Genomic DNA, 21,755 nt, shown 5'->3' on the forward strand with positions numbered 1-21,755 from the left:
GGTATTAGCCATCGTTTCCAATGGTTATCCCCCACATCAGGGCAATTTCCTAGGCATTACTCACCCGTCCGCCGCTCGTCAGCAAAGAAAGCAAGCTTTCTTCCTGTTACCGCTCGACTTGCATGTGTTAGGCCTGCCGCCAGCGTTCAATCTGAGCCATGATCAAACTCTTCAATTTAAAGTTTTTTCGGCTCAATGAATACTGACTTCAAAACTAATATTTATCCGAAGATAAACATGTAATTCTAAAGCTATTATCATTCCAACAGAATGATAATGAATTGACTGTGCCAAGACTAAGTTAGACTTAATCTCGATTGGTCACTCAGTTCATTGAACCCAATGTGTTTCCGAAGAAACAGCCTTCGCCGCTCTTTATAAAAGAGAAGGAAAACTTATTGGATTATCATCAACGAGTGCCCACACAGATTGATAGGTTTTAATTTTTAAAGAGCAGCGCTTTAAGTTTTCACTTTAAAGCGGACGGTCATTTTAGCGATATAACCATTAGTGTCAAACACTTTTTGCTTATTTCTCTGAAAGTTACTTGAACAACTTTCACCGTCTCTATTGTCTTGCTATGTTCAGCTCGGTAACCCGTGACAACGATGCGAATTATAGGGAGTTCTTTCTCCAACACAACCGTTATTTTGCACTTTTGAGCCGTTTGGTTAGGAATTAAACAAAACTGTTAAATATACAACAAAAAGGGGCTCTGCAGCCCCTATCTAACACCAACAACATTATTGGTGAGCGATGATTTGATCGTTATGCACCACTAATTTGACGGTTTTGTCCGGCAGTATCCGCCCCGATAAGATAGCTTTTGCTAACGGATTTTCTACACTTTGTTGAATAGCTCGTTTCAATGGTCGCGCACCGTACACCGGATCAAAACCAACTTGAGAAATCAACTCTAGCGCTTTTTCAGACACTTCCATTTGATATCCGCGCTCTTCCATTCGTTTTGCCAAGCTTAATAACTGGATAGCAGCTATTGATTTGATATGATCTTGCCCTAATGGATGGAACACTACACTCTCATCCACTCGATTTAAAAACTCAGGTCTAAAGTACTTAGTTACGATGTTCATCACTTCATTTTTAATGCCTTGGTAATCAAGGTTGTCAAAATTTTCTTGAATTTGGGATGAGCCCAAATTAGACGTCATGATCACGACGGTATTGCGGAAATCAACCGTACGACCTTGCCCATCAGTCAAGCGACCATCATCAAGTACTTGCAGCAATATGTTAAACACATCAGGATGCGCTTTTTCGACTTCATCTAAAAGAATCACAGAATATGGTTTTCGACGAACGGCTTCTGTTAAGTAACCACCTTCCTCATAACCGACATAGCCAGGGGGAGCACCCACTAATCTTGCGACTGAATGTTTCTCCATAAACTCAGACATGTCGATACGAACCATGGCACCTTCACTGTCAAACATGAAATTGGCTAAAGCTTTACACAGTTCAGTCTTACCGACACCGGTTGGACCTAAGAATAAGAAGGAACCAATAGGTTTATTAGGATCAGATAGCCCAGCTCGACTTCGTCGAATTGCATTCGACACAACTTCAACCGCTTCTTTTTGACCAATAACGCGCTTATGTAACACTTGTTCCATGCGGAGCAGCTTTTCTTTTTCAGCTTCCAGCATTTTAGAGACCGGAATACCTGTCTGTTTTGACAATACTTCAGCAATTTCTGCATCGGTAACCTTATTACGTAATAAGGTCATCTCTTGCATTTCAGCTTGAGCGGCTAGGTCGAGCTGCTTCTCGAGCTCAGGAATACGACCATATTGCAATTCAGACATACGACTTAAGTCACCAGCTCGTCGAGCAAGATCCATATCCATACGTGCTTGTTCCAGCTCTGATTTGATGTGCTGTGTTCCTTGCAAAGCTGCCTTTTCTGTTTTCCAGACTTCTTCTAACTCAGCGAACTCACGTTCTTTTTCTTGTAACTCTTGGTTCAAGATATCTAAACGCTTTTCACTCGCTTCATCTTGTTCATTGCTTAATGCTTGCTGTTCAATCTTTAACTGGATAATTTTTCGTTCCAGCTTATCAAGTGACTCTGGCTTTGAGTCTATCTGCATACGTATGCTCGATGCCGCTTCATCTATTAGGTCGATAGCTTTATCTGGTAGTTGTCGGTCGGAAACATAACGATGCGATAAACTGGCGGCAGCAACGATTGCAGGATCGGTAATTTCAACATGATGGTGTAGCTCATAGCGCTCTTTTAAACCACGCAATATCGCCACGGTATCTTCAACGCTTGGCTCATCCACTAAGACCTTTTGGAATCGACGCTCTAAAGCGGGATCTTTTTCCATGTATTTACGGTACTCATCGAGCGTTGTCGCACCAACGCAATGCAGCTCGCCTCTTGCCAAAGCTGGTTTCAGCATATTACCTGCGTCCATCGAGCCTTCGCCTTTACCTGCACCTACCATTGTGTGAATTTCATCGATGAAAAGTATGATATTACCTTCGGCTTTGGATAGTTCATTCAACACGGATTTTAAGCGTTCTTCAAATTCACCACGATATTTCGCGCCAGCGACGAGCGCCCCCATATCCAATGAAAGAACTCGGCGACCACGTAATCCCTCAGGTACTTCATTATTAATAATCCGCTGTGCTAACCCTTCTACAATTGCCGTTTTACCCACACCCGGTTCACCTATAATGACAGGGTTATTTTTGGTACGACGTTGAAGCACTTGGATCGTACGACGAATTTCATCATCGCGACCGATTACCGGATCAAGCTTTCCTTGTTCAGCACGCTCGGTTAAATCCACCGTAAATTTTTCTAAAGCTTGGCGTAATTCTTCTGCATTAGGATCATTGACCTTTTGACCACCAGTGATCTTATCAATAGCTTCAGCAACTTTTAGCTCTGTAATTCCGAACTCTTTTAATAGTGCCCCCAGCGGTCCTTTGTCTTCAACAGCCGCAAGAAGGAAAACTTCCGAAGAAATATAGGTATCTTGACGTTTCTGAGCCACTTTGTCACAGAGGTTGAACATAGCCCCCATACCACTTGATAACTGAACATCACCACCAATACCGCTCACTTTAGGTAAGCGATCTAACATTTCACTAAGCTTTGAACGTATATGGGCAACATCCACATTCAACATAGTAAGCAATGGGCGGATCGGGCTGCCATTTTGATCCATGAGTGCCACCATGAGGTGAACTGGCTCAATATATTGATGATCGCGACCCAACGCCAAAGACTGCGCATCAGAAATAGCGATTTGGAACTTGCTCGTAAATCTGTCTAGACGCATATCAACCTTCCTAAACTCAACTGAGATAATTCTATTAATCAATATGAAAGATGGATACGCACAAGGAAATTTTCAAGGGATATGAAATGAAAAAGGCTGACAACAAGTCAGCCTTTATAAGTTATTCTAGCCAGATCAAACTGGCTTGTCGCCCAGTGACACCTTCTCGGCGATATGAGTAAAAGCGTTCTGGTTCAGAGTAAGTACATAGTTTACTAGTAAATACTTGGTTAACACCCAGTTTGTTGAGACGTTGAGTTGCAATTTGATCCATATCTGCCCACCACTTCCCCTCGTTACCCGTAGGTTTAAAAGCGTGAATGGCTTCAGCATCAAAATCACAGAACGCTTGCAATACGTCCTCACCAACTTCAAAAGCATTATGCCCAATTGCTGGACCAAGCCAAGCAATGACTTCCCCATCAAACATCTTTACTGCATTCTCTACAATGCCGTTGGCTAATCCACGCCAACCCGCATGAACAGCAGCAACCTGATTACCTTGCGTATTAGTTAGCAATACAGGTAAGCAATCAGCTGTCATCGCAGAGCAAACAATACCCGTTTGTGAGGTAAATATACCATCTGCATCCAATGTAACCTCTGTCGGTTCACTGACTGTAGCCACATTAGTTGAGTGTGTTTGATTGAGCCAAATAGGTGCACTCGGCATTGCGGATAACTGAACCAAAGCTTGACGATTTCTTAAGACTGTCTCTAAATCATCCCCAACATGGCTACCAAGGTTCAAGCCTTGATAAAGCTCCGACGAGTAACCACCAATCCGCGTAGAGGAAATAGCTTTTACATTTTTCGGAACTTTCCAGTTAGGGATAATAAATGACATCTTAATAGTCTTCTTCTAGCCCATATTGTTGAGCGTCTTGACGCAATGCATCAGTCAACACAACCATGTCATCTGGTACTGGTGCATGGAATTCAAGTTCTTCACCTGTAACTGGGTGTTCGAATCTCAACATCACAGCATGAAGCGCTTGACGGTCAAAACCGCGAATCATTTCAGTTAGCTCTTGTGACGCTCCTGAAGGAATGCGCGCACGTCCACCATATGCTGAATCACCTAGCAGAGGATGCTGCAAGTAAGACATATGCACACGGATTTGGTGAGTTCGTCCCGTCTCAAGACGCAAGCGAATACGCGTGTGTTCGCGGAAGTGTTCCGCCACTCGATAATGAGTAACCGCAGGTTTACCCATTGGGCTTACTGACATTAGCGTACGCTTAGTAGAGTGACGACCAATCGGCTGTTCAACTTTACCACCAGCTGTCATACGACCAATCGCAATAGCTTCGTATTCACGCGTAATATTACGTTTTTGCAGAGCGCGCACTAAACGAGTTTGCGCTGGTACCGTTTTCGCTACCACCATCAAACCTGTCGTGTCTTTATCTAGGCGATGCACAATACCTGCACGAGGTACTTCCGCGATATCAGGGTAATGATGAAGTAGAGCATTTAACACTGTTCCATCTGGCGTACCCGCACCTGGATGCACTACGAAACCACGTGGTTTATTGATGACCATGATGTCATCATCTTCATAAACGATATCTAGAGGTAGATCTTGCGCTTCCCAGCGCTCTTCATCTTCTAGCTCCGCTTGCAATGTAATGACTTCTCCGCCCATAACTCGAGTTCGTGGTTTAGTAATAACCACGCCATCGACTTGAACGTTACCCGCCAACAACCACTCTTTGAGTCGCGAACGAGAGAAATCGGAGAATATTTCTGCGATAGCCTGATCAAGGCGTTGACCTAATTGACTATCTTTTACTGTATTAGTTAATTCAATCTGCTGAGCCATATCGAACTTTTTCAAAAACTGTGAGACTAATTGTCTACAGTGTGGAAGAATATTGTTCCATTGTATCTGCTACCGACATAAAAGTAACGGAAGCGACAAAATTATTTACTTCAAGGAATAGAATCCTGACATGAAACAGCATACTTTATCTGGATTATTGGCTCTCACTTTACTCTTCGGATGTACTAGCAGCGAAGAGATTGTTCCAGATGTACCGCCATCAGAGCTTTACTCCGAAGCTCAGGTATTACTGCAACAAGGTAGTTGGACAACAGCCATAGAGAAACTTGAGGCACTCGATTCTCGTTACCCATTTGGTGCTTATTCTGAACAGGTTCAACTTGATCTTATTTATGCCTATTACAAAAATGACGACCTAGCTTTAGGTCTCGCGACGATCGAACGCTTCATTCGCCTAAATCCAACTAACGAAAAATTAGACTGGGTACTTTACATGCGCGGACTGACTCATATGGCGCAAGATCGTAATTTCATGCACGACGTATTTAATATCGATCGAAGTGACCGCGATCCAGAACCAGTAAAATCGGCTTTTGCAGATTTTAAAAAGCTACTCGATCGCTACCCTAATAGTGCTTATGCCGAAGATGCACAAAAACGCATGTTCTCTTTGAAAAACCGTTTGGCAGAGTACGATTTGGCTACAGCCGATTTCTATTTACGCCGCGAAGCTTGGATTGCGGCAATCAATCGTTGTCAGGAACTGCAAAAAACCTATCCAAATACAGCGGCTGCGCGTAAATCTCTTGCTATTCAGCTAGCTGCCTATGAAGAACTCGGATTAACGGAAGCAGCAAATCGCACTCGTCAGTTAATGGCTAAAAACCCGGTTTAACTGCCATTTAAATCTTTCACATAAAAAAACCGCTTTCTAGAAAGCGGTTTTTTTTATCTCTATATTCCAGCGAAACGCAAAAGAATTAAGCCACTTTGAATTGCTGAATAATCGTCTGCATATTGGCTGCTAACTGACTTAACTCTACACAAGCTTGAGCGGTTTGCGTTGAGCCTGCTGCCACTTCAATAGACGAATGATGAATACTGTCCACATTACGTTGCAGCTCTTCGGACACCGAACTTTGCTCGCTACAAGCACTTGCTATTTGAATGTTCATGCTAGCAATATTCTCAACCGAACTACTGATCCCCTCAATAATACCGCCAACCGTGCTTGCTTGTGTCTTACAAATACCTATATTGTCACAACTTTCAGTCGTACCTACTACCGCACTTTTAGCACGCTGCTGCAATTGTTCGATAATGCGCACAATTTCTTCAGTAGAACTTTGTGTACGACCAGCCAAGGTTCTAACTTCGTCAGCAACAACAGCAAAACCTCTACCTTGCTCTCCAGCGCGCGCAGCTTCAATTGCCGCATTCAGTGCCAACAAATTCGTCTGTGCTGCAATATTTTGAATAACGTCGACAACCATACTAATGTCACTTGAATCTTTTTCCAACTGAGCAACCATTGTGCCTGTTTCTTCAATCACACTTTGAGCATGAACAATTTGATTCAGGGCTACGCCAACCCCGCCAGCACCTTCACGAGCAGTGTCACTAGCATTAGTTGCAGCACAAGATGCTTCCTCTGTATTACTTGCGACCTCATTCACTGTCGCTTGTAATTGAGTCATCGCTGTAGCAACCAGTGTTAATTGGTTTTGTTGATTGATCATGCCTTGCTCTGTTTGAACGGATACAGCGCTCACCTCTTCAATTGAAGTCGCAAGTTGAGTCGCAGCGCTAACAATTTGTTCAACCATCTGCTGTAAGTTCATTTGCATTTGATGACAAGTATCAGCAAGCACTCCAAGTTCATCATTACCTATTTTTGTACGATCAATTTTTTGCGTCAAATCACCATTGGTAATATGGCGTGCAAGATCCATAACTAAATTCAATGGCGTGCATATCTGTTTGGTTAACAACCAACTAGTGAACAGCATGAACCCTATTACACCCACAACGCTAATAATACTAAGAACAAAAGTTTCGCTTACTCGATCATTGGCAACTTGCTTGTCTGCGGCGATATACCCTTGGTTTAGCTTTTCTAATTCAGTCATCGCATTGAAAGTACTCTGATAGAGCTCGTAACCATCAACAGTGAGGCTGTTCGCTTGAGCTATTTTTCCTGTGTCCATCAAAATACGAAAATGATTGAGCTGCTGAGTATACGCTTTCCAATGTTTCTCTAAGTTGGCAAAAGCAGCGCGATCATTATCATCCCAAAGCCCCTCACGATAAAGATTTAGGCGCTGATTAATTTCATTCTCGAAGTTATCCATATTTTGATGCCATATTGGCACTAAATCATGCTGAGGGTTTGCTACCAATGCATACTGATCACGTCGAATTTCTTCGATATTAATTTGCATATCTTTAACTGACAAAACGCTTGGTACGGTTGCGTCTGCAAATTCAAGCAATGCATCTCTCACATGATCCATTTGCTTCAAAAAAAAGGAAACCTGGCAGACCGCTACCATCGTTATCGCAATGAAAATAACCGCTATTTTATTTTTAATATTAAAATCTTTAAAACGCATACAACACCAATGAATATCTCTAGATAAGGTTAATTATTCGAGATAATTAACCTGCTAATTTTATTCAAACCAGTTTATATCCCCACAAAGAAACCCATAATGACATTGGACCAATAATTGCGTGTCAAATCACAAAACTAACTGTTATCTAAATCGCATTATCAAGATAATCAAATATTTATATGGATTATTGCTGCAAAAACGTAACAACCATGCTTCCAAAGTGTTTTTTGAAGTGAATAATTTTGTAGGGTTGTAACTGCGATAATGATTGTGAATAGTGAATACTCATAACGCACATATGATTTTAATCTCGGTAGATTAAACACTGCGAATCCTTCAGTTCTTGATTTTTTTCCTCTGACTGGGTGTAGACGCTTGTTAAGTGGCAGACAAAGGCTACTTTTAATATATAGATATTAAAAGGTTAGCGAATGCTTCGAATTTTGTTGTTAACTGTTATATTTCTTCTAGCGTCATATAACAGCATGGCGCTATCGCTCACGCCATTAAATAAAGATCCTTACTACGGAGATCTACCTGCTTTAGAAAAAAAAGGGGTCATACGGGTACTAGTTTCCGCTGATCTTGGCTTCTATTACATTGAAGGAGGTCAGCCCAAAGGCATTCTTGCTGAACTGCTCTATCATTTTGAAAAGCAACTTAAACAACGTTCTTCTTACTTAAACTTACAAGTCATACCCATTGATCGCGATGATTTATTGCCTTCACTCAAGCAAGGGTATGGTGATCTCGCTGTCGCAAACCTCACCATTACCGACAAACGCAAACAAAATGTGGCATTTAGCATACCAGTTCGTACAAATGTTCAAGAATGGATAATAACTTCAAAGGACACCCCAAAATACCAAACTATTACTCAATTAAGTGGCGAAGAATTTTGGGTTCGCGCAAGCTCTAGCTACTTCGAAAGTTTGCAGCAACTTAACCACCAGCTCAATAAACTTGGTAGCCCGCCCGTTTTAATCCGCTTTCTAGAAGAAACACTGCAAGATTTTGAAATCATGGAAATGGTCAATCAAGGACATTTAAAGGCAACAATACTCGATAGCCACAAAAGCGAGTTATGGCTAAATGTAATGGATAACATTCAAGCACACAAAGAACTACCGATTCGCAGCCAAGGTAAGATTGCGTGGGCATTTAGAAAAAACAGCCCGAAATTGAAGGTGCTCGTCGATCAATATCTAGTTGAGCATCGAACTGGGACACTGATGGGCAATGTTATTTATGGTAAATATCTCGGAAATACTCACTGGTTAAAAAAAGTATTAGACCCCAAAAACATCCACAAGCTTGAATTGATATCCAAGATATTCATCCAATACTCAAACGAATACCAATTTGACCCATTAATGATCTCAGCACAAGGTTACCAAGAATCCGGTCTTGATCAGAATAAAGTCTCGCATCGCGGGGCTGTAGGTATCATGCAAGTTCTACCTAGCACCGCCAGAGATCCCAACGTCAATATTAGCAATATTTATAAGATTGATAACAATATCCATGCAGGAGTGAAATACATGCGCTTTATTAAAGATCGCTACTTTAATGACCACGGTATCAGCGCTGATAACCAAGTCTACTTTTCGCTTGCTGCATACAATGCTGGACCAGGAAACATACGCAAGATGCGTCGGATAGCAACACAACAAGGCTATGACGCAAATAAGTGGTTCAAGAATGTAGAAATTGTAACGCGAAAAAATATAGGACGAGAGCCCGTTCAGTACGTATCGAACATCAATCGTTATTTTGTCATATACAAACAGCTCTCTGAATTGCAAAAAACCAGAGATGAAAACAACAAAACTGAATTAAATCCGCTTATTTTTCCAATAGAGATGAAGTAGTCAGCTTAACTTATACACACGTCTCTCACCTTAAATTGGCGACGGGACCGGAAATCAAAAAATATTGGGGGGGATGATCACAATGTTGTCTGAGCGAAGATTAAACAAACCATTTCTTTAGGTCGAATTCGTGCCCTAAAAAACAGGCGATTTCTAGCTAGACACCTTTACCAATTTAGCGTTTTTTTTTACTTTCACAAGCTTTTTCGTGCAACAAACCGAAAACACTTTGAGTGAGATCACAATTGGTTTCGCACGAAAAACATCACACACAAAAAGTGACGCTCATCACATTTTTTTATGGTGAAATCCGTAATCTGGAGTTAACCCATGAGGGATGCAACAGAGGAAAACATCTATGAAAGTAAACATCACTGGCAAAAATATCGACATTACCTCTGCAATCCGGAATCACATTGAGAGCAAATTCAAAAAGCTCGAAAAGTGGCAAGTAGATATCATTGGCTGCCAAGCGACCTTCAGCGAGGAACCGAATAAACATAAAAAATTTGAAGCAGTCATCACGGTACCAAAAGGCAAACTTGTTGCTTCCGCTGTTCATGAAGATTTATACGCTGCCGTTAATGAGGTAGAACAAAAACTAGAACGACAGCTAAATAAGCTACGTCATAAACCTGAAGCTCGCCGTAACGAAAAGCTTGATCTTGAAGAAGCAGATGCGGAAGTAGAGGCTGAGGCTGAGACCGAATAATTATCTGATATCGAAAATAGCGCCCTTTGGCGCTATTTTTTTTCTTGACGCTTAAAACACGGTTGCTTATTGTGTTTAAGAACTTTCCAAATGAATAATGACAATGAAACCAATCCATCTGTTCTTTTTTGACTTGTTTTTTCTCCAATAGCTTTGGAGGCTGACTCGTTTGCGGAAGATAAGTCAAAAACGAACAGGAAGCCTCCCTCTAAGGGAGGTTTTTTTATGTAGGGAAATTAGCATGAATCAACACCAATACTCACTCGATGAAATTCGACTTCGATTAAACGAGTTAGACGACCAATTGCTACAACTACTCTCTGAACGTCGAAAGATGAGTATTGAGGTTGCGAAAAGCAAAGTTCATACTTCAAAACCAATTCGCGACGCAGAACGAGAGCAACAACTACTCGTCAAACTGATCAATAGTGGACTAAAAAAATACGACCTAGATGCCCAATACATCACCAAATTGTTCCACTCCATCATTGAAGATTCGGTTTTACTTCAGCAAGCCTACTTACAAAACTTAGCCAACCCAGAGTTAAGTAGAAAACCGCTAGCCCGTGTGGCATTTTTAGGTTCAAAAGGTTCATATTCTCACCTCGCTAGCCGAGAATACTTTAGTCGCAAGAACACTGAGCTTATTGAGCTAAATTGTGAAGGATTTAGAGAAGTCGCTACAACTGTTGAATCAGGTCACGCGGACTATGGTGTGTTACCAATTGAAAATACAAGCTCCGGCTCTATCAATGAAGTCTACGATTTACTACAACACACCACTTTGTACATCGTTGGCGAGTTAACATTACCTATTGAACACTGCTTAGTGGCCACTGAAGAAATTCGCTTAGAAGACCTCACTACACTCTATTCGCATCCTCAACCACACCAGCAATGCAGTGAGTTCTTAGGGCGCTTAAAAAATATTGAGTTAAAAACTTGCGCTAGTACCGCTGATGCAATGCAAAAAGTACGCGAGCTCAACCGCTCCGACGTCGCCGCAATAGGCAATGCATCATCAGGCAAAATATATGGCTTACAAGCTATTCAAGATAATATAGCCAATCAAACAGAAAACCATACTCGCTTCATTATCGTCGCGCGTAAACCTGTAGAAGTTTCACCACAAATCCCTGCAAAAACGACACTGATCATGTCGACATCTCAAGATACCGGCTCTCTTGTAGCTGCGCTACTGATACTCCAGCGCTACAACATCAACATGACCAAATTGGAGTCACGTCCAATTATGGGAAATCCATGGGAAGAGATGTTTTATGTTGATGTCGATACTCATTTAGATTCGGAAAATATGAACGAGGCACTGGCTGAGCTCACAAAAATAACTAAGCATTTAAAAGTGCTCGGGAGCTATCCAAGTGAGAATGTAAAACCGACGCAAGTAAAATTGGTGTAAATTATCACCTTTCAGTTCAAAAAATAGCCAACAAGTGGCTGACATCTTTTAAAAACACCACTAGCATTCTTGACCTGTTTGAGCTTGCTAGTCGGTGTTACTCACTGGTTTATCACAAAGCTCGGTGTTATCCATAACAAGAAAGGACTCGATAACTCCGCTATGACTTTGAAGTCACTTATTCCACCATTGTTAGGACTTACGCAAGTTCTGAGCTTTCAGCTTATAGCCAAAGAACTCAACCTATTAATGTGGGAGGATACTCTCTCTGAACACGTTGTTCAGCAATGGCAAGTTCAATCAGGCAACACACTGCATATTACCCATTTTGATAGCAACGACGATCGAGATACGCTACTAACAGCAAATAACAATCTGCCATTCGACATCCTTATCCTCGACAATGTTTCTTCTAAGATCTATGGTCAACTTGGCGGGCTAGTCGACGTATCTCAAATCAGCAACCGCTCACACAATAGAGAACGGTGGAATAACGCTTGTGGAGACTATGGTCAACCCTATTTTTGGGGAGTCATCGGCATAGTTTATCGTTCTGATAAAGTTCAACAACCTCCTAAAAAATGGCGTGATTTTATCAATCCCCCCACTGAGTTGTCCGGGCATATTGGTTTGCTAAACGACACTACCGACAGTTTTTTACCCTTTTTTGCGAGCCGAGGTATTTCATCAGAAACCGAAAACTCTCACGCATTGAAGCAAGTCTATTCTACGATGCTCAGCTTTAATCACCACGTTCTAACGTATCAATACCCTCTTAGTTTTATTGGTAGCAACAAAAACGCTGACAAATTATATATGGCAGTGGGCTATAGCGGAGACGAGCATCTACTTAATCGCACACAAAATATCGAGCATTGGAAATTTGTACTTCCAGAAGAGCGCCCCAGCTTATGGCTAGACTGCCTAACCATCAATCAGCACTCAGATAACAAAGAAATAGCCAAGCAGTTCCTTAACTACCTTTCAGATCCCATAATTGCAGCAAAAAATGCAACAGAAATCAAAGCTGCAACGACAAATGTAAGTGCGTTAAAACTAGTGCCAGCTTGGTACTTAAATGGTGCATCATTGCTCCCAGAGGAAAAACACATTTCTCAAGGACAGATAGATAGCCCTCTTTCTTCTGAAAACATTAGCTTACGAGCAAAAATTTTAAGCCAACTTTTGAATGACCATGAAACTCAACACTAGAGTCCTGTTGCTGGTTGCCCCTGTAATACTGCTCAGCGCAGCCATTTCAAGCTATGGCATATATCAAGATCAAAAAGATGCATTGATTAAACGTGAAATCAGCTATTTACAACTGACAATGGAAAAGCTGGCGGGTCATTTTAGGCAATCATACGCACTAATAAACAGCTACTCTCTCACCCTTTCTCGTAGTGAAATTGTTCGCCAATATCTCCGCCATGAAGGCAACCCATTTATTGAAATGGATATGCTCAATAACATGCAGCGGATTATTACTAGCTTTCAGTCTATCTCTCAGGATTCTATTGGTATCGCAATCCTCGACGATAAGCTGAGACCGCGCTTTTTCGCTGATAACCAGGGTAACCCATTCTCTGTTATCGACAATCGCGCGATGGAATACGTAAAGCTCGCTTATGCAACATCAGGCGCCAGCGAAAATATTGGTTTTAGCAAAAATGAACAAGGTCAAAGTGTCTTGATTCATTATCAGGTTTTAAACCAAAAAACGTTAAACAAGCCTCTTACCGACAACAGTACTCAAATATCATTCTTCATGGTCTACCTGACACTTGATCGATTTGACCAACAGCAACGTTTGATTGAGTTTGATAACGACAGTTCGATATTTTTTTCTCCCCACTCAATTGATAAAGATGGGTTAACCCAATCCGTTGAATTGAAATCGGGGTTATTTGCTACGCTAGATCCGGCGCAGTACCTGTTGGAGGACAAGCTTAGCGCTATAGAAAGCAAGCTCTTACTTTTCTTCACTGCCTCTTCCTTCGTTACAGTGCTTATTTTATTGATGCTGCTTTATCGTCACGTTACCAGCCCAATAGCGAGGCTGGATCGCCAATTACTTGAGGTGGAGCAAAAACGAAGATATAACATAGAACGCTTGCCAAATAGCGATGAAATCGGTCGTCTATCTGAGCGTTTTCACACCATGTATCAAGAGCTGCAATCGAGCTATCAAAAAACCAAGGTGCTAGCTGAAAACGATCACCTCACGGGACTGGCTAATCGTTATCAATTTCAAACTTATGTTAGAAAATACCTCTCAAACAAGAAGCAATGTCGACACGCTTGGATCTTATATATTGATTTAGACAACTTTAAATACGTCAATGATAAGTACGGACATACAGTAGGAGATGATCTGCTAATCAATTTTGCCAATCATATTAGAACTATATGCAATGATTGGAAAAACTCTTTACAAATCAACTGCCTCCCAGCGCGTTTATCCGGTGATGAATTCGCCGTTTTTGTCGCCGCTAAGGATAAAAACACCTACGCAGACTCTATCGCACATGCAATTCTTACTACGCTAATGAATAATTCCAATTCATCATTTAGTAGCTTTCCAATCACCGCCAGCATCGGAATCTCAGCTTATTCGACCGATGGGGAAACATTAGAAACTTTACTATCCAATGCTGATACCGCCATGTATCAAGCGAAAAAAGCGGGTAAGAACCAAATGTCCTATTATTCACAAGAGCTAGATAATAGCGTTCGCCGCCGAACTCAAATAGAACGAGCACTAAGGAGCGAAGAATTTAACAGCGAGTTCTCATTACGATACCAGCCGTATTACAATCGCAGCGGTGAAAACATTGTCGGCGTTGAAGCTCTGCTTCGATGGGACTCGCCAAAATTGGGGAAAGTCCCACCAATAGAATTCATACCGATTTCAGAGCAAACAGGTATGTTCGGTGCAATTGACCGTTGGGTAATCAAACAGGCTTTTCGTGATTTTTGCCATATCCAATCTATGTTTGAATATGACATTCAACTTTCTATCAATCTTTCTTCTGCAGAACTCGATTCAAGGCAATTGGCGACATTTATTCAGAAAATGGCTCAGGAATACCAAGTTATTCCGTACTTAGTTGATTTTGAAATTACCGAAACATTTGCTACCGATTCACAAAGCTATTCTCTACTGCATGAGCTTTCTAACATGGGATTCAAATTAGCCATTGATGATTTTGGTTCTGGCTATACATCCATCACACAGCTAGTAGAATACCCAGTGCAGAAAATAAAATTGGATCGCGAGTTCTTAACAGCACTGATCAAGACAAACAACCGGAATGTAGTTAAGCCTTTAGTCGACTTATGTCATTCCCAGTCAATGATCGTCACTGCTGAAGGCATAGAGTCAGAAGATATGCACAATTGGCTTGCCGAAAATCAATGTGACTATATGCAAGGCTATTACCTCTCACCGCCAGTCAAGATCAGACAACTCAATGAGATCGCGATATCACAAAAGGTAGAGAAAAATGACCCACCAGACAGTTATCGTAGCTTCGCTTAATCCAGCAAAAATCAAAGCTGTTGAAAGCGCCTTTCACTCCACCTTTCCAGAGACAGTATTTGATTTTATTGGCGTCAATGTTGCTAGTGGCGTTGCTGACCAACCGATTGGCAATCAAGCAACCTACCAAGGCGCTCTGAATCGAGTAAAAAATGCCAAGGACGCCCATCTTAATGGAGATTTTTATGTCGGTTTAGAAGCTGGTATTGAAGGTAAGGTTACATTTGCTTGGATGGTTGTGGAGTCAGAAACACATCGTGGCGAATCACGATCTGCCAGCATGATGTTACCACCGAAAGTCGCTGATCGCTTAACGCCAGACGTTGAGCTAGGAACGATCATGGATGAGGTGTTTGGAACACAAAACATAAAACAAAAAGGTGGCGCAATCGGACTACTCACTCAGCATCAATTGACACGTAGTTCTGTCTATCACCAAGCATTGATCATGGCGCTAATTCCATTTACTAACCCTGAACACTACCCTGCCAATTTGTAGAATTGTAATATCGAAGATAAAAAAAGGTGCCAAAGGCACCTTTTTTTAATCTCTTTCTGCGTGTTCTAATAGATCTGTTATCGCCTGTTTTTCAGCGCTACTTTTCGATTTAAGCTCATTAGAACCACGTGTAATTGTCGCAACACCAACACCCAACATTTGGCTAATTTGACGCTGAGAAAGATCACCTTTTAGCAGTTCCCGAAAAATATTGACGCGAGCCACAAGTGAGTCTCTTTCATCTGGCGTTAACAGCATAGTTAACAACATCTTATGCTGCTCTGTTTCCGTGCTATGTTGAATCAAATCCAAGATTTGTTGCCAATCAGTGTACTCAGGTTGTTGTGACATGATTTGCCGCTCACTTAATACTTAGTATTCATTTCATGTGGTTTGAGGAATGCACCATCTGCAGCGAGTAAATCTCGATAGTAGACTTCAAACATCAAGATGTTCTGCACATAGCCACGAGTTTCATTGAACGGAATCGCTTCAATAAATGCATAAGCATCTAATTTTCCTTGCGTTCGCGCGCGCCAAGTCTTAACTCTTCCCGGTCCAGCATTATACGCTGCAAATGCGAAAATTCGATTGTTATCGTACTTCTCCAACAAACTCTGTAAATAGCGGCTTCCTATTTCAATATTTTTGCCTACTTGGTAAAGGTCATCGTGACCTTTGTAAGACAGTTCGTATTTGCGCGCTGTATACTTTGCTGTTGATGGCATAATCTGCATTATACCTCTTGCCCCAACAGGCGATTTAGCCTCAACATCCATTGCACTCTCTTGACGAGCCAGAGACATCAATGTGATCGGGTCGACACTGTGTTTCTCGCCGTAAAAGTTAAACCACCAGCGATGAGCAAGCGGAAAGCGTAGCTCTAAATTACCCCACATTTCTGCTTGAATACTGCCTGTAACTGTCAAATGATGCCAACGCTTATAGGCGGCATATGCCGTCAACATCTCTTGTTGTTGCTTGTCAGCACTCCTAAGTAAATGACGCCATTCACTCTTAGCTGCTGCAATTTTATCTCGCACCACCAGCTCATCAATTCGCACCAATGCTTTATCAAATGGCTTAATCATAGAACGATCAAGCTGTACCGTAGTTTGTGGATAAACCACTGAACGCTTAAGTTCTTTGGCCGCAGCCACGCTATAAAAATTACGCTGACCTACAATTTTTTCTAACCGTTGATTGGCTTGTGTCACTTCCCCGGTAGCAAGCTCAGAACGAGCTAACCAGTATTGCCAACGTAACGTCTCTTGATCCGCTTCCGGTAAAATATGAATCCAATTAGCGATACCATCCCAGTCAGCTTGCCCAATAGCCAAGCGAGCACGTCGCTCAATCAACTTAACATTGATTGAAGTATTAATTTGCTTATCACGCCATTTTGCCAGTGATGCAGAGTCAATATTGATCAAACGAAATGAAATATAGTCCGCTAATTCTTGAGCTTGTTTTTGAGTTAACTTCTGCCCATCAACCACAGTAGACCACGCTCGCTGAGCCTCTTTTACATCTGTTCTCGCCAGTTTCTCAAGGGCCATTTCACTTTGTTGGCGATAAAATGCATTCGCTGGTTTTTTCTTAGCAAATTTGGCTACATTTTCAGGCTGTATAAATAAGGCTTTCATCTCGTTAGCTTGCTGCTTTGCTTTTGGCGAGCTAACTTGCTTAGTTAGATACGTTAATAAGCTGCCATTACGTGCATCAAACGCTAATAGCATTCGACTTAAAATCTGTTGATCGCCACGTAATCCCGCTTTATCCCATACATCAAACAATGGGTCACACGCTTCCGAGACACTACTGCCATGGAGCCATAAATCTTCAGCCCCTTTGTAAGCCAAACTGGTATTACCGGTTTGGTACTGTGCATAGTAGTAATAACATTGATATTTTTCACCGCGCGGTAATTCTGTTTGAAATTTCAACAGAGTTTTCCACTGTTTATTGCGCGCTAAGTTTTCTAGATATGGCGCTCGGATACGGGCTGAAAAAGGGAAGCTTTGGTGCTCATCGATGAATCGTTCCACTTCTTGGGGGGACTTGTCATTCAAACCAACAAGCAAAGTTCGATAATCAACATAAGGAGTTAGCGGATAAGACGCAATTTGCGACCTTAGCGCTAAGTACTTATCAACTTGCTTATTATCAAGTAATTGCTGGGCTTGATCATAAAGATCCCGTTGCTCAGATAAATTTATTGGGCTAGCAGCGCTGCCCGCTGCGCTGTATATCATCGTTGACAATGCCAATATCGATGAAGGAATGCTATACAGCGTCTTTGAAAACCTTGGCGTCATGTCTTCTCATCCTATTGAGAAACGATATGTATAAATACTATTAAGACTATTCTAATAAGTTCTGTAAAGCATAAAGCTGTAAACAAAAACTATTTCACATAAGTGTGACACATTTAGTGATTTATACTTCCTTAGCGAATAAATTTCGTTAGTATGCTTTTTCTATTAGCACCATTTGACCTGATCGGTAACAAACCTTGCCAGGTTGGTGTAAAATGCACGTTTATATACAGAAAGTTAGGAACCATCGGCAATGGCTGAATACGTATATACCATGTCTCGGGTGAGCAAAATTGTTCCACCTAAGCGTCAAATTCTTAAAGACATTTCTCTAAGCTTCTTCCCTGGTGCAAAAATCGGTGTTCTCGGCCTAAATGGCTCGGGTAAATCTACCCTACTACGCATCATGGCCGGCCTCGATACTGATATCGATGGTGAAGCTCGCCCACAACCAGGTCTTAAAGTAGGTTACCTACCGCAAGAGCCCGTTCTAGACGAATCAAAAACCGTTCGTGAAATTGTTGAAGAAGCCGTTTCTGATGTCGCAGGCGCGCTTAAACGCCTAGATGCAGTATATGCAGCGTACGCCGAAGAAGACGCTGATTTTGATGCACTGGCAAAAGAACAAGGTGAACTAGAAGCTCTAATTCAAGCTAAAGACGGTCACAACTTAGAAACAGCCCTAGAACGTGCGGCAAATGCACTGCGCCTTCCTGAGTGGGATGCAAAAATTGAACTGCTATCGGGTGGTGAACGTCGCCGTGTTGCTATCTGTCGTCTGCTTCTAGAGAAGCCAGATATGCTGCTACTGGATGAACCAACCAACCACTTGGATGCTGAATCAGTTGCTTGGCTAGAGCACTTCCTTGTTGATTACAGCGGAACTGTTGTAGCTATTACCCACGACCGCTACTTCTTAGATAATGCTGCTGGCTGGATTCTAGAGCTTGACCGTGGTGAAGGTATTCCATGGCAAGGTAACTATACCTCTTGGCTAGAGCAAAAAGATGAACGTTTAAAGCAAGAGAAATCAGGCGAAAGCGCACGTCAAAAAACCATTGAAAAAGAACTTGAATGGGTTCGTCAAAACCCTAAAGGTCGTCAGGCTAAATCTAAAGCTCGTATGGCTCGCTTTGAAGAATTAACCACAGGTCAATACCAGAAGCGTAACGAAACTAACGAACTATTTATTCCGCCAGGTGAGCGCCTTGGCGACAAAGTGCTTGAGGTTAAGAACCTAACCAAGTCATTCGGCGATCGTGTACTTATTGATGATTTATCCTTCAGTATGCCTAAAGGCGCCATTGTCGGTATCGTGGGTGCCAACGGTGCGGGTAAATCAACACTCTTTAAAATGTTAAGCGGCACTGAACAGCCTGATTCAGGCACAGTCGAGCTGGGTGAAACCGTAAAACTGGCTTCTGTTGATCAGTTCCGTGATTCAATGAATGACAAGAACACGGTATTCCAAGAGATCTCTGAAGGCGTTGATATTATTAAGATCAACAATTTCGAAATCCCTGCCCGTGCCTACTGTTCTCGTTTCAACTTCAAAGGTAACGACCAGCAGAAGATCATTGGTGAACTTTCTGGTGGTGAACGTAACCGCGTTCATTTAGCAAAATTGCTAAAAGCGGGCGGCAATGTATTGTTACTCGATGAGCCAACCAATGACTTGGACGTCGAAACACTACGAGCTTTGGAAGAAGCTCTGCTTGAATTCCCAGGTTGTGCCATGGTTATCTCGCATGACCGTTGGTTCCTAGACCGTATTGCTACCCATATCTTAGATTACCGCGATGAAGGTCAGGTAAACTTCTATGAAGGTAACTATAGCGAATACACAGATTGGCTGAAGCAAACTTTGGGCGCACAAGCTGCTGAACCACATCGCATCAAGTACAAACGCATTGCTAAGTAAGCTGAGATAGAATCAAGCAAGAAAACGCGGTAATACATACTATACCCAAGAAACTTGAAGATGCAGATGCAGGTAGGCGGCAAGTAAGAAAATCTCCTGAGCATAGGTGAACTATGTGATTGGGGCGAACGAACACAGCCAACAACACCGCTGCAACTTCGAGTATGACGGGTATACCTATTTGCTTGAAATTTACTCTAAGGCCGCTAATATAGCGGCCTTTCTTGTTTATAATTTGACTCGTTAGGTAAGTACAACGACCTTCATCACTAAGTTTAAAGAATTCCAAACTGTAAATAGAGATCTTCTGTTAAGCTGATAAAAATGGAAAACGGAGAGCGAAGAATGATTGAAAGACGTCGATTTTCACGCATTGTATATCAAGCCCTAGCGGTAATTAGTCAAGGCGACATTAAAGTGGAAGCCAGTGTAAAAGATCTTTCTTTACACGGACTACTGCTTCGTTGCCCTCAAGATTGCCCGCTGGATATTAGCTTACCAATTTCGGTACAGTTCCAGCTACCTGAAAGCGATATAACAATCGAGTTAGACGGTAGAATAATCAATGATGACAATAAATTCGCTCGAGTCATCATTGAACATATTGATATCGAGAGTATCAGTCACATTAAACGCATTATCGAACTCAATGTTGGAGACGATCGCTTACTGCATCGTGAAATCGAGCAATTATCGGATCTAGCAGATTATTCATAACTAAGTTGTATGCCTCAAAAAAAAATAACAATTACTATTCCTACTGATAAAGAAGCACAACACTTCTCTATCAGTAGAAAGAGCTTACTGCTCTCTATTGCTGCCACCGTTACCTTACTTGGTTCTACCGCCAGCTATATCTATTACCATCAACAACAAATAACCACGCTTAGCCAAAATCTGGCGCAAGCACACACTGAAAAAAATACATTAGAACAACTTTATGAAGAGCAAATGGACACCAGCCATAGCCTCTCACAAGAACTGGAACAAAAGCGCGATCAATTACATGTGCTTGGGAAGCGAGTCTACGATGTAGAATCGGTACTTGGTTTATCCGATGAAACACCTTTAGGTGAGCAAAATCTCGAAGATCGCCTTGATGCTGCTGCTGTCGATTCAGCCGTACGAGCTACGATGTTTCGAATGATCCCAAATGACACACCGCTGGATTATCAGCGAATATCATCTTCCTATGGTCGACGCACAAACCCAATCAGCGGTAAACGTCACACGCATACCGGTATTGATTTAACCTGTAAGCGCGGTACCTCTATTGTGGCACCCGCCGATGGTGTAATAGAAACGGTAAGACCAAGCAAAAAAGGCTTCGGCAATTTCCTTACACTGCGTCATTCATTTGGTTTTATGACGTCTTACGCTCATCTGCAATATTTCAAAGTCAAAAGCGGACAATTTGTATCAAAGGGTGAAGTGATCGCTACCTGTGGTAATTCTGGTAATTCGACCGGACCACACCTTCATTATGAAGTGCGGTTTTTAGGTCGCTCACTCAACCCACAATACACCATGGATTGGACACCCGATAACTTTAACTATCTATTTGAAAAAGAGAAAAAAGTAAAATGGGCACCCTTAGTAAAATTGATTGATGACAATGTACGTTTGCAAGTTAACTTAACCAACAACCCTTACATAGATAACTCAGTTGATACCGTAAAACACGAGAGTAAAACGGAAAATCAACTCAGTGTGCAATAACCAAAAATAGCACACATAACAAAAAAGCTGCCAAT

16 protein-coding genes, 1 rRNA gene and 1 other annotated feature are annotated in these 21,755 nt (G+C 41.9%); of the genes, 10 read left to right on the forward strand and 7 right to left on the reverse strand.

Features of this window, described 5'->3' with window-relative positions:
• The 4 genes from L4C38_RS13575 to rluD form a co-directional block, all read right to left on the reverse strand.
• Positions 1-178, reverse strand: a 16S ribosomal RNA gene (locus tag L4C38_RS13575); the annotation flags it as partial.
• Positions 179-743: 565 nt separating this feature from the next.
• Positions 744-3,317, reverse strand: a complete 2,574-nt coding sequence (gene clpB, locus L4C38_RS13580; RefSeq protein ID WP_428798098.1) for an ATP-dependent chaperone ClpB — start codon at positions 3,315-3,317, stop codon at positions 744-746.
• A gap of 121 nt (positions 3,318-3,438) precedes the next feature.
• Positions 3,439-4,164 carry a peptidoglycan editing factor PgeF gene (gene pgeF / locus L4C38_RS13585; protein ID WP_428798099.1) on the reverse strand — a complete coding sequence of 242 codons (726 nt, stop codon included), beginning with the start codon at positions 4,162-4,164 and terminating at the stop codon, positions 3,439-3,441.
• A gap of 1 nt (position 4,165) precedes the next feature.
• Positions 4,166-5,143 carry a 23S rRNA pseudouridine(1911/1915/1917) synthase RluD gene (gene rluD / locus L4C38_RS13590; RefSeq protein ID WP_428798100.1) on the reverse strand — a complete coding sequence of 326 codons (978 nt, stop codon included), beginning with the start codon at positions 5,141-5,143 and terminating at the stop codon, positions 4,166-4,168.
• Between the two features lie 130 nt (positions 5,144-5,273).
• Here rluD and L4C38_RS13595 point away from each other — a divergent pair, with 130 nt between their 5' ends.
• On the forward strand, positions 5,274-5,999 hold the full coding sequence (locus L4C38_RS13595; protein ID WP_428798101.1) for an outer membrane protein assembly factor BamD: 726 nt from the start codon (positions 5,274-5,276) through the stop codon (positions 5,997-5,999).
• Between the two features lie 85 nt (positions 6,000-6,084).
• Here L4C38_RS13595 and L4C38_RS13600 read toward each other — a convergent pair whose 3' ends face one another.
• Positions 6,085-7,716 (reverse strand): HAMP domain-containing methyl-accepting chemotaxis protein, encoded by a 1,632-nt coding sequence (locus L4C38_RS13600; protein ID WP_428798102.1) that lies wholly within the window; start codon positions 7,714-7,716, stop codon positions 6,085-6,087.
• A gap of 434 nt (positions 7,717-8,150) precedes the next feature.
• Here L4C38_RS13600 and L4C38_RS13605 point away from each other — a divergent pair, with 434 nt between their 5' ends.
• The 6 genes from L4C38_RS13605 to yjjX all read left to right on the forward strand — a co-directional run bounded on the left by L4C38_RS13605 (position 8,151) and on the right by yjjX (position 15,762).
• Positions 8,151-9,590 (forward strand): MltF family protein, encoded by a 1,440-nt coding sequence (locus tag L4C38_RS13605; protein WP_428798103.1) that lies wholly within the window; start codon positions 8,151-8,153, stop codon positions 9,588-9,590.
• A 358-nt stretch (positions 9,591-9,948) separates the two neighbouring features.
• Positions 9,949-10,302: a ribosome hibernation-promoting factor, HPF/YfiA family gene (gene hpf, locus L4C38_RS13610; RefSeq protein WP_428798104.1), complete on the forward strand. Its 354-nt coding sequence runs from the start codon at positions 9,949-9,951 to the stop codon at positions 10,300-10,302.
• A gap of 105 nt (positions 10,303-10,407) precedes the next feature.
• Positions 10,408-10,529 (forward strand) — a sequence feature (Phe leader region).
• 14 nt (positions 10,530-10,543) lie between these two features.
• A complete protein-coding gene (gene pheA / locus L4C38_RS13615) occupies positions 10,544-11,722 on the forward strand; it encodes a prephenate dehydratase (RefSeq protein WP_428798105.1) in 1,179 nt (392 codons plus the stop codon).
• A gap of 162 nt (positions 11,723-11,884) precedes the next feature.
• Positions 11,885-12,934, forward strand: a complete 1,050-nt coding sequence (locus L4C38_RS13620; protein ID WP_428798106.1) for a polyamine ABC transporter substrate-binding protein — start codon at positions 11,885-11,887, stop codon at positions 12,932-12,934.
• Positions 12,918-15,263, forward strand: a complete 2,346-nt coding sequence (locus L4C38_RS13625; RefSeq protein WP_428798107.1) for a putative bifunctional diguanylate cyclase/phosphodiesterase — start codon at positions 12,918-12,920, stop codon at positions 15,261-15,263. Before L4C38_RS13620 ends, L4C38_RS13625 begins: the two co-directional genes overlap by 17 nt.
• Positions 15,229-15,762 (forward strand): inosine/xanthosine triphosphatase, encoded by a 534-nt coding sequence (gene yjjX, locus L4C38_RS13630; RefSeq protein ID WP_428798108.1) that lies wholly within the window; start codon positions 15,229-15,231, stop codon positions 15,760-15,762. Before L4C38_RS13625 ends, yjjX begins: the two co-directional genes overlap by 35 nt.
• A 45-nt stretch (positions 15,763-15,807) precedes the next feature.
• Here yjjX and trpR read toward each other — a convergent pair whose 3' ends face one another.
• Both trpR and sltY read right to left on the reverse strand, forming a co-directional pair.
• On the reverse strand, positions 15,808-16,113 hold the full coding sequence (gene trpR, locus L4C38_RS13635) for a trp operon repressor (protein ID WP_428798109.1): 306 nt from the start codon (positions 16,111-16,113) through the stop codon (positions 15,808-15,810).
• 14 nt (positions 16,114-16,127) lie between these two features.
• A complete protein-coding gene (gene sltY, locus L4C38_RS13640) occupies positions 16,128-18,080 on the reverse strand; it encodes a murein transglycosylase (RefSeq protein WP_428798110.1) in 1,953 nt (650 codons plus the stop codon).
• A gap of 253 nt (positions 18,081-18,333) precedes the next feature.
• On the opposite strand from sltY, the gene ettA reads away from it, so the two are divergent.
• The 3 genes from ettA to L4C38_RS13655 all read left to right on the forward strand — a co-directional run bounded on the left by ettA (position 18,334) and on the right by L4C38_RS13655 (position 21,720).
• On the forward strand, positions 18,334-20,001 hold the full coding sequence (gene ettA / locus L4C38_RS13645) for an energy-dependent translational throttle protein EttA (protein ID WP_428798111.1): 1,668 nt from the start codon (positions 18,334-18,336) through the stop codon (positions 19,999-20,001).
• Between the two features lie 345 nt (positions 20,002-20,346).
• On the forward strand, positions 20,347-20,718 hold the full coding sequence (locus L4C38_RS13650; protein WP_428798112.1) for a PilZ domain-containing protein: 372 nt from the start codon (positions 20,347-20,349) through the stop codon (positions 20,716-20,718).
• 9 nt (positions 20,719-20,727) lie between these two features.
• Positions 20,728-21,720: a M23 family metallopeptidase gene (locus tag L4C38_RS13655; RefSeq protein WP_428798113.1), complete on the forward strand. Its 993-nt coding sequence runs from the start codon at positions 20,728-20,730 to the stop codon at positions 21,718-21,720.
• Positions 21,721-21,755: the final 35 nt, after the last annotated feature.

It is taken from the genome of Vibrio kasasachensis (genome assembly GCF_050337565.1).
GTDB lineage: Bacteria > Pseudomonadota > Gammaproteobacteria > Enterobacterales > Vibrionaceae > Vibrio > Vibrio kasasachensis.

Coding starts and splice junctions, on each gene's coding strand:
- clpB (WP_428798098.1), bottom strand. CDS start 3,317: ATGCGTCTAGACAGATTTACGAGCAAGTTCCAAATCGCTATTTCTGAT.
- pgeF (WP_428798099.1), bottom strand. CDS start 4,164: ATGTCATTTATTATCCCTAACTGGAAAGTTCCGAAAAATGTAAAAGCT.
- rluD (WP_428798100.1), bottom strand. CDS start 5,143: ATGGCTCAGCAGATTGAATTAACTAATACAGTAAAAGATAGTCAATTA.
- L4C38_RS13595 (WP_428798101.1), top strand. CDS start 5,274: ATGAAACAGCATACTTTATCTGGATTATTGGCTCTCACTTTACTCTTC.
- L4C38_RS13600 (WP_428798102.1), bottom strand. CDS start 7,716: ATGCGTTTTAAAGATTTTAATATTAAAAATAAAATAGCGGTTATTTTC.
- L4C38_RS13605 (WP_428798103.1), top strand. CDS start 8,151: ATGCTTCGAATTTTGTTGTTAACTGTTATATTTCTTCTAGCGTCATAT.
- hpf (WP_428798104.1), top strand. CDS start 9,949: ATGAAAGTAAACATCACTGGCAAAAATATCGACATTACCTCTGCAATC.
- pheA (WP_428798105.1), top strand. CDS start 10,544: ATGAATCAACACCAATACTCACTCGATGAAATTCGACTTCGATTAAAC.
- L4C38_RS13620 (WP_428798106.1), top strand. CDS start 11,885: ATGACTTTGAAGTCACTTATTCCACCATTGTTAGGACTTACGCAAGTT.
- L4C38_RS13625 (WP_428798107.1), top strand. CDS start 12,918: ATGAAACTCAACACTAGAGTCCTGTTGCTGGTTGCCCCTGTAATACTG.
- yjjX (WP_428798108.1), top strand. CDS start 15,229: ATGACCCACCAGACAGTTATCGTAGCTTCGCTTAATCCAGCAAAAATC.
- trpR (WP_428798109.1), bottom strand. CDS start 16,113: ATGTCACAACAACCTGAGTACACTGATTGGCAACAAATCTTGGATTTG.
- sltY (WP_428798110.1), bottom strand. CDS start 18,080: ATGACGCCAAGGTTTTCAAAGACGCTGTATAGCATTCCTTCATCGATA.
- ettA (WP_428798111.1), top strand. CDS start 18,334: ATGGCTGAATACGTATATACCATGTCTCGGGTGAGCAAAATTGTTCCA.
- L4C38_RS13650 (WP_428798112.1), top strand. CDS start 20,347: ATGATTGAAAGACGTCGATTTTCACGCATTGTATATCAAGCCCTAGCG.
- L4C38_RS13655 (WP_428798113.1), top strand. CDS start 20,728: ATGCCTCAAAAAAAAATAACAATTACTATTCCTACTGATAAAGAAGCA.